Source organism: Actinokineospora auranticolor, from assembly GCF_002934265.1.
GTDB classification, from domain to species: domain Bacteria; phylum Actinomycetota; class Actinomycetes; order Mycobacteriales; family Pseudonocardiaceae; genus Actinokineospora; species Actinokineospora auranticolor.
The window spans coordinates 93,575-107,566 of the sequence record NZ_PTIX01000010.1 but is presented as its reverse complement, the minus strand read 5'-3'; the positions used below and the strand labels follow the sequence as shown (position 1 = coordinate 107,566).

At 73.4% G+C, this 13,992-nt stretch carries 14 protein-coding genes and 1 pseudogene; 7 read left to right on the top strand and 8 right to left on the bottom strand.

The window, feature by feature from the left end:
• Positions 1-4 precede the first annotated feature (4 nt).
• The 4 genes from CLV40_RS19415 to CLV40_RS19400 are packed head-to-tail and all read left to right on the top strand — an operon-like array spanning position 5 to position 3,572.
• On the top strand, positions 5-895 hold the full coding sequence (locus tag CLV40_RS19415) for a PP2C family protein-serine/threonine phosphatase (RefSeq protein WP_245931395.1): 891 nt from the start codon (positions 5-7) through the stop codon (positions 893-895).
• Between the two features lie 11 nt (positions 896-906).
• Positions 907-2,187, top strand: coding sequence for a vWA domain-containing protein (locus CLV40_RS19410; RefSeq protein WP_104480370.1), 1,281 nt, complete (start codon positions 907-909; stop codon positions 2,185-2,187).
• Positions 2,184-2,708 (top strand): FHA domain-containing protein, encoded by a 525-nt coding sequence (locus CLV40_RS37290; RefSeq protein ID WP_181043594.1) that lies wholly within the window; start codon positions 2,184-2,186, stop codon positions 2,706-2,708. Before CLV40_RS19410 ends, CLV40_RS37290 begins: the two co-directional genes overlap by 4 nt.
• A 24-nt stretch (positions 2,709-2,732) precedes the next feature.
• A complete protein-coding gene (locus tag CLV40_RS19400) occupies positions 2,733-3,572 on the top strand; it encodes a spermidine synthase (RefSeq protein ID WP_104480369.1) in 840 nt (279 codons plus the stop codon).
• A gap of 192 nt (positions 3,573-3,764) precedes the next feature.
• Here the strand turns inward: CLV40_RS19400 and CLV40_RS19395 are convergent, their stop codons facing one another.
• From CLV40_RS19395 to CLV40_RS39630, 4 genes are all read right to left on the bottom strand, one after another.
• Positions 3,765-4,271 (bottom strand): DUF305 domain-containing protein, encoded by a 507-nt coding sequence (locus tag CLV40_RS19395; RefSeq protein ID WP_104480368.1) that lies wholly within the window; start codon positions 4,269-4,271, stop codon positions 3,765-3,767.
• A 49-nt stretch (positions 4,272-4,320) separates the two neighbouring features.
• Positions 4,321-4,659, bottom strand: a complete 339-nt coding sequence (locus tag CLV40_RS19390) for a hypothetical protein (RefSeq protein ID WP_146108108.1) — start codon at positions 4,657-4,659, stop codon at positions 4,321-4,323.
• Between the two features lie 17 nt (positions 4,660-4,676).
• Positions 4,677-5,003, bottom strand: a complete 327-nt coding sequence (locus CLV40_RS19385) for an STAS domain-containing protein (protein ID WP_181043593.1) — start codon at positions 5,001-5,003, stop codon at positions 4,677-4,679.
• Between the two features lie 73 nt (positions 5,004-5,076).
• The gene (locus CLV40_RS39630; RefSeq protein ID WP_245931394.1) at positions 5,077-8,385 is read right to left on the bottom strand and encodes an alpha-amylase family glycosyl hydrolase; all 3,309 of its coding nucleotides are present in this window, start codon (positions 8,383-8,385) and stop codon (positions 5,077-5,079) included.
• A gap of 259 nt (positions 8,386-8,644) precedes the next feature.
• Here CLV40_RS39630 and CLV40_RS19375 point away from each other — a divergent pair.
• Positions 8,645-9,265 (top strand): annotated as a pseudogene (locus tag CLV40_RS19375) (transposase family protein); the annotation flags it as partial.
• 726 nt (positions 9,266-9,991) lie between these two features.
• On the opposite strand, the gene CLV40_RS19370 reads toward CLV40_RS19375, so the two are convergent.
• From CLV40_RS19370 to CLV40_RS19360, 3 genes are all read right to left on the bottom strand, one after another.
• On the bottom strand, positions 9,992-10,609 hold the full coding sequence (locus CLV40_RS19370; protein ID WP_104480365.1) for a hypothetical protein: 618 nt from the start codon (positions 10,607-10,609) through the stop codon (positions 9,992-9,994).
• An 8-nt stretch (positions 10,610-10,617) separates the two neighbouring features.
• Positions 10,618-10,968 (bottom strand): fluoride efflux transporter CrcB, encoded by a 351-nt coding sequence (gene crcB, locus CLV40_RS19365; protein ID WP_104480364.1) that lies wholly within the window; start codon positions 10,966-10,968, stop codon positions 10,618-10,620.
• Between the two features lie 319 nt (positions 10,969-11,287).
• On the bottom strand, positions 11,288-11,635 hold the full coding sequence (locus CLV40_RS19360; RefSeq protein WP_245931393.1) for a fluoride efflux transporter FluC: 348 nt from the start codon (positions 11,633-11,635) through the stop codon (positions 11,288-11,290).
• Positions 11,636-11,716: 81 nt separating this feature from the next.
• Here CLV40_RS19360 and CLV40_RS19355 point away from each other — a divergent pair, with 81 nt between their 5' ends.
• Entirely contained in the window at positions 11,717-12,253 is a 537-nt protein-coding gene (locus CLV40_RS19355; RefSeq protein WP_219824028.1) for a GNAT family N-acetyltransferase, read from the top strand.
• On the opposite strand, the gene CLV40_RS19350 is transcribed toward CLV40_RS19355, so the two are convergent.
• Positions 12,219-12,887: a DUF2750 domain-containing protein gene (locus CLV40_RS19350; protein ID WP_104480362.1), complete on the bottom strand. Its 669-nt coding sequence runs from the start codon at positions 12,885-12,887 to the stop codon at positions 12,219-12,221. The genes CLV40_RS19355 and CLV40_RS19350 overlap by 35 nt on opposite strands.
• 23 nt (positions 12,888-12,910) lie before the next feature.
• Here CLV40_RS19350 and CLV40_RS19345 point away from each other — a divergent pair, with 23 nt between their 5' ends.
• Positions 12,911-13,834 carry a hypothetical protein gene (locus CLV40_RS19345; RefSeq protein ID WP_104480361.1) on the top strand — a complete coding sequence of 308 codons (924 nt, stop codon included), beginning with the start codon at positions 12,911-12,913 and terminating at the stop codon, positions 13,832-13,834.
• Positions 13,835-13,992 lie beyond the last annotated feature (158 nt).

Sequence of the window (13,992 nt, the reverse complement as noted above, 5' to 3'; positions counted from 1 at the left end):
CGCCGTGGAGCCGAACCCGCCCGCCGCCGACCCCGCGAGCCCCTGCGCGCGGTGCGGGGTACCGCTGGAACCGGGCTGGCGGTTCTGCGAGGGCTGCGGCGCCGACCGGCTCGCCCGGGCCGACGGCGCGGCCCGGGTGCGCACCTCCGAGTCCGCCGACGACCTCGACCTCGGGGTCGTCGCGGCCGTGACCGACCGGGGGCTGCGGCGCCCGCGCAACGAGGACGCCGTGGCCATCGGTGTGCTCGGCGACGTCGCGGCGGCCGTCGTCTGCGACGGGGTCGCGTCCGCCCCCGGGTCCGCCCGCGCCGCCACCGACGCCGCGGTGGCCGGGCTGCACGGCCTCCTCGCCGCCCTCGACCGCGGCGACGACGCCGTGGCCGCGACCACCGCCGGGGCGTTGGCCGCCGCAGCCGCCGCGACGGCGGTGTCCGCGCCCGACCCGGGCAACCCGCCCTGCTGCACCTACGTCTCCGCCGTCGTCACCCGCGACGCCACCGTGGTCGGTTGGGTCGGCGACAGCCCCGCCTACCTGGTCGACCCGACCGGTGCCCGCAGGCTCACCGTCGACGACTCCGCCGCCGGGCGCCTGGCCGCCGACGGCGCCGAGCCGGACGACCCCCGGCTCGCCGACCCCGCCGCGCACGCGCTGGAACGCTGGCTCGGCGCCGACTCCGGCCCCGTCGAACCCCGGGTGCGCGTCGACCCGGCGGCACCCGGGCTGCTCCTGGTGTGCAGCGACGGCCTGTCCCACTACCTCGACGCGGGCGTCGTCGCCCCCGCCGACCACCGCGCCGCCCCCGCCGCCGCGGCGCGCGCCCTGCTCGGCCGCGCACTCGCCGCGGGCGGCCACGACAACGTCACCGTGGCGGCCATCGCCGTCGCGCAAGGGTGAAGGAGGCAACCATGGGCCACGGCTTCGAGATCACCGTCGACCAGAACGAGTACCTGCCCGCGGGCGGCCGGGTGATGGACGCGATCATCACCGTCCGCCTCACCGGCGACGACCCCGGCAGCACCGGCCGCGACCGCGGCGTGGCCAGGGTCGTGCTGCTCGACTGCTCCGGCTCGATGTCCGGCAGCAGGCTCACCCAGGCCAAGCGGGCCGTCACCGCCTTCGTCGACGCGTTGCCCGACGGTGCCGCGTTCGCCGTGGTCCGCGGCACCGACGTCGCGGGCATGGTCTACCCCGTCGCCCCCGAACTGGCCATCGCGGGCGACCGCACCCGCGGCGAGGCCAAGGACGCGGTGCGCAGGCTCGGCGCGGGCGGCGGCACCGCCATCGGCAGCTGGCTGGCCCTGGCCAAGCGGCTGCTCGCTGACCACAGCGCGGCCGTGCGCCACGCCCTGCTGCTCACCGACGGCCGCGACGAGCACGAGACCCCGGAGCGGTTGGCCGAGGTGGTGCGCGACTGCGAGGGCGCCTTCACCTGCGACGCGCTCGGCGTCGGCGAAGGCACCTGGCAGGCCGACACCCTCGAGCGCGTCGCCGACGGCCTGCTCGGCGCCGCCCGCGGCCTGCCCGACCCGGCCGCGCTGGCCGCCGAGTTCCGCGAGGTCACCGAGCGCCTCATGGGCACCGCCGCGGTCGACGCCGACCTGCTGCTGTGGACGCCCGCGCACGCCGAGGTGCGGTTCTTCAAACAGGTCTTCCCGCGCTTCGTCGACCTCACCGGCCGCGGCACCCAGGTCACCCCGCGGGTGCGGGCCCACCCGACCGGCAACTGGTCCGCCGAGGCCCGCGAGTACCACCTCAGCGTGCGCGTCGAGGCGGGCCGCGTCGGCGACAAGGGCCTGATCGCCGCCCGCGTCCACATGGCGGTCGGCGACGAGCGCTCCGCGGAGCGGACCGTGCACGTCAAGTGGACCGACGACCAGCAGTTGGCCACGTCGATCAACGAGAACGTCGCGCACTACGCCGGCCAGTCCCGGGTCCCGGAGCTGCTGGACGAGTGCCTGAGCGCGGTGGCGGCGGGCGACCGCGGCCTGGCCACCGACCGGCTGGACCGCGCCATCGCCGTCGCGGACGCGCACGGCAACGCGAAAGCGGCCGCCCACCTGCGCAACCTGCTCGACACCGACCCGGCGGGCACGGTCCGCGTGCGCGACGGGGACATGACGGGCTACCTGGCGGAGATGGCCAAGATCGAGTCCAAGCTCACCACCCGGCTCCGGGACGACCGGTGACCGAACCGTGGGACTGCCCGAACGGCCACCCCGGGCAGGTCGGCCGCTACTGCGAGGTGGACGGGTACGACTCGCACCTGGACGCCCACCTGTCGGCACCGGTGGTAGGGGAGAAGGGCTGGTCGATCACGGTCGCGGCCGACCGCGAGTACTACGAGGTCACCCGGGCCACTACGGAGGACCTGAGCATCGACTACCCCCTTTTCCTACCCCCGCGCCGGTTCCCGCTGCGGGGCGAGTCGGTGCTGGTGGGGCGGGCGGACGTGAACCGGGGGATAGCGCCGGACATCGACCTGACGGGCCCACCGGAGGACCGGGCGATCGGGCGGGCGCACGCGATGTTCGTCCCGACGGGGGACGGCACGTGGGCGGTGGTGGACCTGCGCTCGACGAACCGGACGTACGTCAACGACTGCGCGAACCCGATCCCCGCCGAGGTCCCCGTCGAACTGCGCGACAGTGACCGGGTGTTCCTCGGTGCGTGGACGGCGCTGACCGTCCACCTGGTCACCGAACCCTGACCACCGGCGTGGTCTGCTTGACGGGTGAACCCCACCCAGGGCCGCTACCCCGTCCGCTTCGGCACCGCCGAGATCCTGCGCGACCTCGACCACCCCACGGGCTGGCTGCTGAGCGTCGACGGGGTTGCCCAGTCGTACGTGGACACGGCGAACCCCCGGCACCTGGAGTTCGACTACGTGCGAAGGCTGGCGGAGGTGGTGGACAGCCACGGCGAGCCGGGCACGCCGGTCGAAGCCGTGCACCTCGGTGGCGGCGCGTGCACCCTGCCCCGGTACATCGCGGCGGTCCGGCCGGGGTCCCGTCAGCGGGTGTTCGACGCCGACGAGGGGATGGTGGAGCTGGTCCGCGGGCAGTTCGGGGTGGACTCGATCCCGGGCCTGGAGTTGACGGTGGCGGATGGGAGGGCCGCGGTCTCCTGCCTCCCGGACGCGTCGGCGGATGTCGTGGTGGTGGACGCGTTCGAGCGGGGGACGCTCGCCGGGGCGCTCTACGGGTTGGAGGCAACCCGTGACATCTCCCGGGTGCTGCGGGCGGACGGGCTGTACATGGCGAACCTGTCGGACGGCCCGGACCTGAAGTTCACCAGCCGAGCGGTGGCGACCCTGTCGGCGGTCTTCGGCTCGGTCCTCCTCCTGGCCGAACCCCCGGTGCTGAGGGGGCGCAGGCACGGCAACATCGTCCTGGCCGCCGCGGCGACCGGTCTGCCGGTGGCGGAGATCGCCGCCAAGGAGGCGGCGGCGCCGTTCCCGGCGCGGTGCGTGACCGCGGCGGAGCTGAGGGCCCTGGTCGGCCCCGCGACCCCGTTGACCGACAACGACCCCACACCGCCGCCGGTGCCACCTTCGGGCCTGTTCAGCCAGTAGCCGGGTTGTGCACAGGCTTGATCATCTCCGCCCGGAACCGTCGGCCCTATTCGGTAGAATGGATACCGGGGGCCGGAGGCATGCGGTGATCACCTCGCTGCCTCGCATGTCTTGATTCCCTCGATCTTGGCCGGGCGACGGAACCGGCGCGGGAGGGGTGTGCCCCGGACGCCCGGGACACACCCCCGGTGCTCAGCTCCGCGGCAGCAAAGCCCGCATCTCGTCGATCTCGGCCTTCTGCGCCGCGACGATCCGCCCAGCCAATTCCCTGGTGTCGGGGTCGGCCCCGTCGGCCAGCTCGGTCTCGGCCATCCGCACCGCGCCCTCGTGGTGCGTGATCATCATCGACAGCCAGCGCCGGTCGAAGTCCGGGCCGGTGGCGGTGCCCAGGTCGGCCATCTCGGACCCGCCGTGCCCCGCCGGGTGCTCGGTCGGCTCGCCCCAGGCGTTCAGCCGTTCGGTGAGGGTGGTGATCTCCGGGGCCTGTGCCCGCTTGATCCGCTCGGCCAAGTCGACGACCGCCGGGCCCGCCCCGCGACCCTCGACCAGCTCGGCCATCGCCACGGCCTGGCGGTGGTGGGGGACCATCCCCTGGGCGAAGGTGACGTCGGCGGTGTTGTGCGCCGTGCCGCACGCGGCGAGCACGACTGATGAGGTCAGGACGGCGAGCGCCGACCTGACCAGGTTCTTCCTGGTCATGGTGTGGTTCCTCGGGTGGTTGCCTACGGGGTGCGGGAGCGGCTCCCGATCACTGCCGCAGCACGCAGAGCATGGCCAACCGAGGACGTGGTGGCGAACGCGGGGAACCGTGGGCGACGACCCGCTGCCCGCCGGGTCGTGCTTCCTGCGCCGGACGACGGCCCAGCAGGACCAGCAGGCCGAAACCGACGGCGGCGACGAGCACCGCCAGGCACGCGTGCCCCCACAGGTCGCCGTCGTGCGCGGGGGCGTCGTGGTGCTCCACCGACACGCTGACCGCGGGCCCGTGTCCCACGGGGCCGGGCAGGTGGTGCATGCCGAGCACGCCGAACGCCACGGCGCACAGCAGCGCCCACCGCACCAGCGTCCTCGACGGCTCGACCCGCACGCGGGTCACTGTACGGGCTAGGCGTCGTGGTGCTGGGGCAGGAACAGGTGGGCCAGGCCCGTGATCATCAGCATCCGCTCCAGGTTGGGGTCGATCGCGCTGACCGCGAGCGTGCCGCCGACGGCGCTGGCCTTCTTGTAGGCGTTGAGCAGCACCGACAGGCCGCTGGAGTCGCAGAAGCCGAGTCCGCCGAGGTCGAGGGTGAGGGTCGCGCCCTCGGGCAGCGGCAACGCGGCGAGCGCCGCCGTGAACTCGGGGGCGGTGGTGTAGTCGAGGTCGCCGCGCAGGGACAGTCCGCCGTCGTCGCGGCGGGTGATGGCCAGGGCGTGGGGATCGGTCTTCACCTTCGGCGGGCTCCTCACATAGGGTGCGCGCCTGCGGAAGTACCCACAATCCGCCCTGACCACGCCTGACGGGTCAGGTGTTCGGCAGCACGTAGGACGCCGAGCCGTCCGGGTGAGTGGCGCCGGAGGTGCACCAGACCTCGTGGCCGACCGCGTTGACGTCGAGGAACTGGTCGTTGCCGGGGTCTTTCTCGTCGCCGCGGTGGATGATGTGGCTCAGCCCGCCCGCACCCTGCGTGAGTGGGACCGACCAGTACACCCCGAACGTGTCCACACCGTCGGGTGGGCGTGACTCCTGCCAGCTCGGGCTCGGCTCCAGTGATCCAGCCCAGTGGTAGAGCGTCCACCCCGCGTAGGCGCCGTCCGGTCTCGAGTAGTGGATCACCGCGCGGTTGTCGGCCGCCGCCCGCGAGACGTACACGGCCTGGTCGCCTTCCCGTACCCACAGCCGTGCCGACGACACCCGCACGGTGCGCACCGTTGCGCCGTCGCGGACGATGGTGACCTCCGGTGCGGCGGGGACCGTGGCGAAGACACCGAAGTCGTCCTCGGTGCTCATCGGTGCGTCGGGTCGTCCAGGCACGCGTACCGCGAGGCCGGTGGTGTCGGCGGTGCGGTAGTGCACCGTTGCGGTGCCGGTGGCCTCGATCTCCGACGAGTACTGGGTTTGCGCACCGCTCTTCAGCCACACCTGTGGTTGCGCCGCCGGGTCGGCCGTGCGATCGGCGCCGTCCTTCTCGTCACCGTTGTGCACGATGAACCCGACCTGCCGCGCGCCGGGCAGCAACCGCACCCAGGCGAACCGGCCGTACGGCGTCTCCCCGGCGAAGGGCAGGGGCGACGTCCACGAGGTCGGCGACTCCACATCACCCCACACGTGCAGACCCCACCCCGCGTAGTCGCCCGCCGGTCGGTTGTAGTGCACGACCAGCCAGTCCGGCCCGACCGGTGGCGGCGGCGCCGCGACGAGCCCGATCTCCGCCCCGTCGGCCCCCAGCGCCCCACCCCCGTCCCGCGCGACGACCCGGAACTCCACCCGCTTGCCGACCCCGGCGCCGGGCAGCGCGCCCACGTCGGCGAACACCCGGTAGGGCGCCGCGTCGTCGGTCCCCAGCGGCGTCCACTGCCGGCTCCCCGCGACCCGCGCCGCGAAGCTCACCTGCGCGAACGCTGTCGAGACCCCCTCGGCCCGCAGCTCGACCCGTCCGTCGAGCGCGGTCCCGACCCCGGGCACCACCAGCCGCGGCGCGGGCGTCGTCGCGGGCAGCCGCTCGTCCGCGCGCAGGACCACGACCCCCAGCGCGGGCACCGTCACCCGTACCGACCGACCTCGGGTTACCGGTGAGTTATCCACAGGCCCGGCCGTCGCCCCTCGATTCCCGCCCACCTCCGCCACTAGACTTGAAATCAGGGGTTCCCCCTGGTCGGGGACCCCTGCGTCAGCTTCGGCGGGCGCGGTTCGGCCGAGGGTGCCTGCGGGATTTGTGGCTTTCGTGCCCCCGGATTCGAGTTCGGTCGCGGATTCGCGCTGCGGGCCGGGTCGGGTGTGGTCGGGGCCTGCGGGGTCGGTTTCCGCGATTCCGGTGTGCGGGGCGGTCGGCCCGGGTCGGGTGCCGCCGGGTGCGGTCGCCGCGGTGCGCAGTTCGACGCGGTAGCGGCCCGCGCTCACCGGAATGTCCACTGTGGTCTCGGTGGTGCCCGCGTTCGCGACGACGACGTGCTCGCGGCGGTCCCGGGCGTCGGTGCGGCTGAAGGCGAGGACGTCGCCGGAGGTGTAGCGAAGCGTTTGCGCGCCACCGGACCAGACGCGGTCTTTGTCGACAAAGGACGCAAGGTCGGCCAGTTGGCGGTACAGCGGGTGGTTCCGGTTGAAGTTGTCCTGCGCGCCCGTCCGGCCCGCACCGATGAACACCTCCGCCGCGTACTCCGGGGTCCGGCTGGCGAACATGTCCTGCCGCGCGAGCTTGTCGCCGCCGGTGCCCGCGAAACCCTGCTCGTCGCCGTAGTACACGACGGGGTTGCCGCGCCACAGGTACATCAGCGCGTTGCCCAGCTCCAGCCTGCGCAGGAGTTCGGTGTCGGTGACGCCCGGTCGGCGGTCGCGGATCAGCCAGGCGAGGCGGCCCATGTCGTGGTTGCCGAGGAAGGTCGGCAGGGCGGCGGCGTTGGAGTCGGGGTCGGTGTAGCGGTCGTCGGCCAGCAGGGCGTTGGCGATGGTCGTGGAACCCTTGCCGGACAACAGGTCCAGCGCACCCGCCTGGAACGGGAAGTCCAGCACGGCCTGCATGCGGCCGGTCGTCGTGTATGTCGAGGTCTTCGCCGGGTCGGCGTCGTACACCTCCCCGAAGACGAAGAAGTCCTTCTTGCCGCGCGCCTTCGCGTACGCCCGCACGTGCGGGGCCAGCGCCTGCCAGAACTCCAGGTTGACGTGCTTGACGGTGTCCACCCGGTAGCCGTCGATGTCGAGGGTGTCGACCCAGCTGGTGAAGATGTCCCGCATCCCGGCCACGACCCTCGGGTCCTCGGTCATCAGGTCGTCGAGGCCGGAGAAGTCGCCGTACTCGGTGGACTCGCCGGTGAAGGTCGAGTCGCCGCGGTTGTGGTAGAGGGTCGGGTCGTTGAGCCAGGTCGGGGACTTGGCGGTCGGGTCGGTCACCACGGGGGTGTAGGGGAACGTCGCGATTCGCGGGAAGTCTTGCTTTCCCGCGTGCGCCTTGATGTCCACCGGGTTGCCGGACGCATCGCGGTACGGGTACGCGCGGGTGTTGCGGTACTCGTGGCTGCCCTCCGCATAGTCGATGACGTCGGCGGTGTGGTTCGCAACGATGTCGAAGAAGACCTTCATGCCGCGCCGGTGCGCCTCCGCGATCACTCCGCGCATCTCTTCCGTGGTACCGAAATGCGGGTCCAGGCGGGTGAAGTCGGTGGTCCAGTAGCCGTGGTACGCGGCGGACACATCCGCACCGATGCCCTGCACCCACCTGTTGGCGAACATCGGTGTCATCCAGATCGCCGTGATGCCCATGTCCCGCAGGTACCCGAGCTGCGACCGCAGACCCGCCAGGTCGCCGCCGTGGTAGAACCCCTTGTCGGCCGGGTCGAACCCGGTGCGCAACCGATCGGTCTCGCCCGACCCGCCCCGGTCGTTGCGCGCGTCCCCGTTCGCGAAGCGGTCCGGCATGACGAAGTAGAACCGCTCCCCGACCAGGTCGTCCCGCACCGCCCCCCGCGCCAACCACCGATCATCCCCCCGAACCCCCGGCGCGATGTCGACGACGTCCCCGACGGCCAGCCGCGTGGCTGATGGGGTCGCGGCCGCGGGTGGCGCGGGTACCGCGAGGGCCAACGTGATCACCGCGCCCAGTAGCCAGCCCCGCCCCATGCCAACCTCCCGCACCGGTCCGCCACCGCCGACCCTCGACCGAACCACGCCCCGCCGCCCACCGCATAGGGCCGACCGGCGGGGTCCCCCGACCGGCCGACAGTCGCCCCGCCACACGGCACCTTCCCCATACCGCGAGGTTGTCCACAGCCCAGCCGATGGCGGCTCGGCCAGCGCATCCCCATACCGCGAACCTGTCCACAGCCCCACACACGCCACGAAAACCCGCGCCGCGGTCCACTAAGGGATGTCTCGTTACCGGGTGCTGTTGGTGGCGGTGTACTGGCGCACGAACCTCACGATGCGCCAGATCGGACCACTGTTCGGTGTCTCGCACTCCGCCGCGCACCGCGTGGTGGATTCGCTGGGCCCGCCGCCGGCACTGGCGCCGGTGCGCAAACGCCGCGTTGACCAGGTCGCGATCGTCGGCGGCACCCTGGTCCCGACCCGTGACCACCGCGTCGCCGAACGGTCGAAGAACTGCCGCTACTCCACCAACCCGCAGGTCGCCATCGACGCCGACACCCGACTCGTGCTCGCCACCGGCGACCCGAAGCCGGGCAACCGCAATGACTGCACCGCCTACCGCGATTCCGGCATCGCCGACACGCTCGCCGGGCGGCCGGTCATGGCCGACAGCGGCTACCAGGGCAATCCCGAGGTGATCATGCCCTACCGCAAACCCCGCGAGGGTCGGGAACGGCCCGAGTGGCAACAACAACTCAACACCGTTCACCGCGTCATCCGAGCCCGGGTCGAACACGCCCTGGCCCGCATGAAGAACTGGAAGATCCTGCGCGACTACCGCCGCGCAGGCCACACCCTCGCCACCACCGCGGCGGGCATCGCCTTCCGCCACAACCTCACCATCACCGACTGAACACCGAGCCACTGGAACCAACCACAACATCAGTTACGAGACATCCCTAGCGTGGAAAACAGGGGTTCCCCCGGCGAGGGGACCCCTGCGAAGCGCGGGACTTTCGAGGCTTGGGTCGGCCGGGCGCGGCAGCGGGGAGTCGGGCTCTGGCCGGGGTAGTGGAGTTCGAGGTCGGCGAGCGGTGCCACGGCGGCCGGGCCGGCGTCGCGCCAGGCGGTGGCACCGGTGCCTGCGAGGCGGGTGTGGGTGGCCAGAGCGGTGAGGGGACCCCTGCGAAGCGCGGGAGGTTCGAGGTGCGGGCCTGCCTGGCGCGGAGCTGGTGGCGGTGATCCCGCCGTGGCTCGGAGTCCGCGTCGGTACCGGTGCGGCGGAGGGCGAAGCGACTTCGGTGGTGCCGGGTGTGTGCGGGAGTCGGCGGTGGTGCCGGGAGTGACCAGGGCGGAAGTACGGGTTCTGGTGCGGGCTGAGGTGATGGGGGTCAGCGTGGCTGAGGGGAAGTCGGGTGGGGGCGAGGTGTGCGGAGGTGGCGGTGGTGCGGGGGGTGGGAGGGATCAGCGCGTCTGTGGGCGCCTGGTGCGGGGCTGAAGCGCTGGGTCAGCGTGGCTGCGCGGTGGCGGGCCGGGGCGGGGCGAGGTGGGCATGGGTGGCCTGGAGCTGGCGGTGGTGCCGGGAGTGCGTGGGGTCAGCGGCAGCGGGGGTGTTTGGTGCGGGGCTGAGGCGGCGGGGTCAGCGCGGCAGCGGGGGTGTCGGGTTGAGGCCGAGGCGGTGGAGTTCGAGGTTGGCGAGCAGAGCCACGGCGGCCGGGTCGGCGTCGCGCCAGGCGGTGGCGGTGGCGCCGGTGGCGGCGAGGCGGGTGTGGGGCTGGGTGGCCAGCGCGCGGAGGGCGAGGACGTCGTGGCCCGCCGGGCCGAGGTCGCGGAGGCGCGCCGCGCCGGTGGCCTGGCGGGCGTAGTGGACCCGCAGGGGTAACCAGGTCACCAGGAGGAAGGCCAGCGGGACCGCGATCAGCACGCTGGTGAGCCAGGTGGCCAGGTTCTCCACGGCGTGGATCTGGCGCCACCCCGCGTCGGCGATGCGGATGCCCGCGTTCGAGCCGGACAGCAGCGCGTTCGCCAGCGAGTCGCCCACGAGCGGGACGCCGTCGGCCTTGGCGGCGGCGGTGTCGAAGGTGCCGCGCAACGCGGTACCCGCGTCGACCAGGCGGTCGCCGGGGGCGCGCAGACCCAGCACGACATCGCGTACCCGCAGCGCCACCAGGATCGCGCCCACCGCGACCGCCCCCGCGACGACGTCCGCCACCAACTGCCTGCCCCGGCGGGCGGCGCGTTCGGCGTAGACCTTCATCTCGCTCCTCAGCCCAGGCAAACCAGTCCCAGCCAGAATGCCCCGATCCCGGCGACCAGCGACACCCCGACGTACACCGCCCCCGCCCCGCGCCGCGCGGACTCCACCAGGCGGAGGGTGTCGGCGGAGAAGGTGGAGAAGGTGGTGAGGGCACCGCAGAAGCCGGTTCCGAGCAGCACGCGCAGGTCCGGCCCGGCCGCCGCCACGACACCGCCGAGCACCAGGCTGCCGACGACGTTCACCACCAGCGTCCCCCACGGGAACCGCTCCCCGAGCCACCGCCGCATCCCCCGGTCGACCAGGTACCGCGCGGGCGCCCCGACGGCCGCGCCGAGCGCGGTGAGCAGGACGCCGTTCACCGCGCCACCCGCCCCGGCCCGGTTCCGCAGCCGGACGCGATGAGCTGGAAGCCGCGGGCGGTTCGAGGGTGAGCTGGGGTGGCCGCGTGCCTGGGTGCGGTGCGCTGGAAGCCGTTCACCGGAGCATCTGCTCCGGAGTGGTTTCGCGGGTCGAGTGCGGCGGGCGGGCCGCCGCCACCGTGGTGCGGGTGGGCGCGGGTCGGGGTGGCCGCTTGGCCGAGCGCCGCGAGGTGAACGCCGATCATCGGACTACCTGCCCCGGGGTGGTTTCGTGGGCTGGGCGCTGAGGGCAGGCTGAGCGCCGCGGGCGGTACGCCGTTCACCGGGTCAGCCGTCGGGTCAGGGTGGCGCCGGTGGTCACGGCTGCCAGGGCGGCGACGAGGGTGCCTGCCAGGTAGGCGATGCCCGCGACGGGCGCGGTGGTGACCAGGTGCTGGAAGTCGCCGGTGTAGGCCGAGAACGTGGTGAAGCCGCCCAGGACGCCGGTGCCCAGGAAGAGTTGGGTGGTCCTGTGTAGTTCGGTCACCATCAGGCAGCCCATGGCGAAGCAGCCGACCACGTTGATCACCAGGGTCGTCCACGCGCCGGGCCAGGCGGTGCCGATGCCGTACCTGGCCACGGCACCGAGGACACCACCCGCCGCGACGGCGGCTGCTTCTCTCCACACGGCGTCTACCGTGCCACACGAAACACGGGTGTAACCGTTGTGGGCCAACGGGGCGCCGTTCCCTAGTGGATGATCGGCGGCATGGAACGCGTCGACGCCCGCGGGCTGTCCGCCCTGGTGCCGGACCTGGCGGACCTCCTCGTCGACGCGGTCGCGGGCGGGGCCTCCGTCGGTTTCCTGCATCCTCTGGCCGCCGCGCGGGCCCGCGAGTGGTGGCGCTCCCTCGAACCCGACCTGGCCACCGGGCGCCTCCTGCTCTGGACCACCCGCCACGCGGGTCGCGTGGTGGGGACCGCGCAGCTGCGGCGCACCGACTACGAGAACGGGCGCCACCGCGGCGAGGTCGCCAAGCTCCTCGTGCACCGCGACGCCCGGGGGAGAGGGCTCGGGCGGGCCCTGCTCACGACCGTCGAACAGGCCGCGACCGAACTCGGCATGACCCTTCTCCTGTTGGACACCCAATCCGGTAGTCCCGCTGACCACCTGTACCGGTCGGCGGGCTGGGTGGAAGTCGGCGTGGTGCCCGACCACGCGCTCGACCCGGCCGGTGCCCGCCAGCCGACGACGATCTTCCGCAAGGCGCTCAGAAGTACTCCCGGGCCGCGCAGTCGCACGTGACCGACAGTACGTTCAGCGCCCGGGCCAACCGCCGCCACGGCAGATCGCGGCTCGCCGCCCACTGCCCGGTCAGGGGGAGCCGGTCGTCGCACTCCGCGAGGTGCGCACGCAGGTGAGCCGCCAGGTCACGGCGGGCAGCCGGGTCCAGCCCGAGCCGCGCGTCGGCCCGGCGGCGGCAGTCCTCGTGGAACGCCTCGCGCTCCGCGCGGCGGTACGAGTCCGGCCTCCCCTCCGCGCGGAGCAGCAGCCGGGCCTCGAAGACCTCGACGCGGAACCGCTCGAGAGACAGGAACGGGGTGAACGCGCCGTCGGTCGGCAGCACGGCTATCTCGTGGTTCTCCAGGTCGTAGCGCTCGAAGTACTCGTCGAGCAGGTCGTCGACGGCGATCGCGACCGGCGGCTCGGCCCACTCCATCGCCTCCGCCGACAGCTCCGCCAAGCGCCGGTGCGGCCAGAGCGGCACCTGCGTGACGTCGTCGTCGAGTTGGAAGACGGTCGACTCGTCCCACGCCCACACCACCCCGGTCGCGGCCACGGCGGCGAAGAAGTACTCCTTGCGCGCACGGCTGTCGAGGCCCCACACCCGCCGCGCCTCGTCCTCCGCCAGGGGGGCGCCTTCGCCCGAAGGTGTCATGGGCACTGCCTATCATCCCCGCTGTGATCGACTCAGCGGCCCTGCGCGCCGACCGCTCCTGGCAGCTCACCTGGACCGACGGGCGGCTCGACGAGGCCGTGTTCCGGCTCGACCCCGACACCGCCGCCGACCGCCGCGACCTGGTCGAGCGGCTCGGGGCCGACCCGACCGACCCGGAGCGGTGGGAGTCCGCGCTGGTCGAGGCGGTGCTGACCGACCCGGCCTCGGCCGACCTGCGTCGACTGGAGCTGCGCCTCACCGACTTCCACCACTCCGCGAGCCGCGCCGCGGCCGCGCTGGCCGCGCACCGCCGCGACCGGCTGACCACCCTGTACTTCGGCCACGACTTCGAGTTCCTCTACGAGGACGCCCACACCTCGACCGGCGGCCGCTTCGACCCGCTGAGCAGGCTGCACGAGGGCTTCGCCGACGACATCCGGCACGGCCTGTGGGCCGCGCTGCCCGCGCTGCGGGAGCTGACCGCCGAGGGCGGCCTGCTCTTCGACGAGATCGGCGGCGCCGCGCTCACCGACCTGCGGCTGCGCGGCGCGGTCCTCGCCGACGGCGCCGTCTTCCCGCACGAGGCGCCCGGGGTCGTCTCGCTCGTCGTCGACAGCGGCACGGACGTCTTCGGGGTCGCCTGCCCGGTCGACCACCTGGCCGAACTCGGCCCCCGGGGCTGGCCCGCGCTGCGCCACCTCGACCTGAGCCGCGCCGAGTTCGACCCGAGCGACCTCGCCACCGTGCGGGCGCTCGCCGAGTCCCGGATCGTGCCCCAGCTGGCGACGCTCACGCTCGGCGCCCTGCGCGTCAACGACCACGAGGCCGACGACCCGATCGGCGCGCTGACCGCGCTCGCCCCGGCGTTCGCCCACCTCACGCTCACCGTCGCGGGTGAGACCAACGTCGACGGCGCGGCCCGCGCACTGTCCGGAGTGGACCGCTAACCCGGCGTCCCCGCCCCTGCCACCCGGTCCGCCTGCGCGCGGGCACAGTACATATCGCGCGGGCACAGTACATATAGCGTCGGCTCATGGCGTCACCGAACAGCGGCCGCGCGCGGTCGACCCCAGGTCGTTCCGCACCGCGGGTGAGCCCGCGTTCA

Excerpts from the sequence above, each read along its gene's own strand:
- CLV40_RS19410 (WP_104480370.1), top strand. The coding sequence starts at position 907 with ATGGGCCACGGCTTCGAGATCACCGTCGACCAGAACGAGTACCTGCCC.
- CLV40_RS19395 (WP_104480368.1), bottom strand. The coding sequence starts at position 4,271 with ATGACCAGGAAGAACCTGGTCAGGTCGGCGCTCGCCGTCCTGACCTCA.
- CLV40_RS19355 (WP_219824028.1), top strand. The coding sequence starts at position 11,717 with ATGGAACGCGTCGACGCCCGCGGGCTGTCCGCCCTGGTGCCGGACCTG.
- CLV40_RS39630 (WP_245931394.1), bottom strand. The coding sequence starts at position 8,385 with ATGGGGCGGGGCTGGCTACTGGGCGCGGTGATCACGTTGGCCCTCGCG.
- CLV40_RS19370 (WP_104480365.1), bottom strand. The coding sequence starts at position 10,609 with ATGAAGGTCTACGCCGAACGCGCCGCCCGCCGGGGCAGGCAGTTGGTG.
- CLV40_RS19350 (WP_104480362.1), bottom strand. The coding sequence starts at position 12,887 with ATGACACCTTCGGGCGAAGGCGCCCCCCTGGCGGAGGACGAGGCGCGG.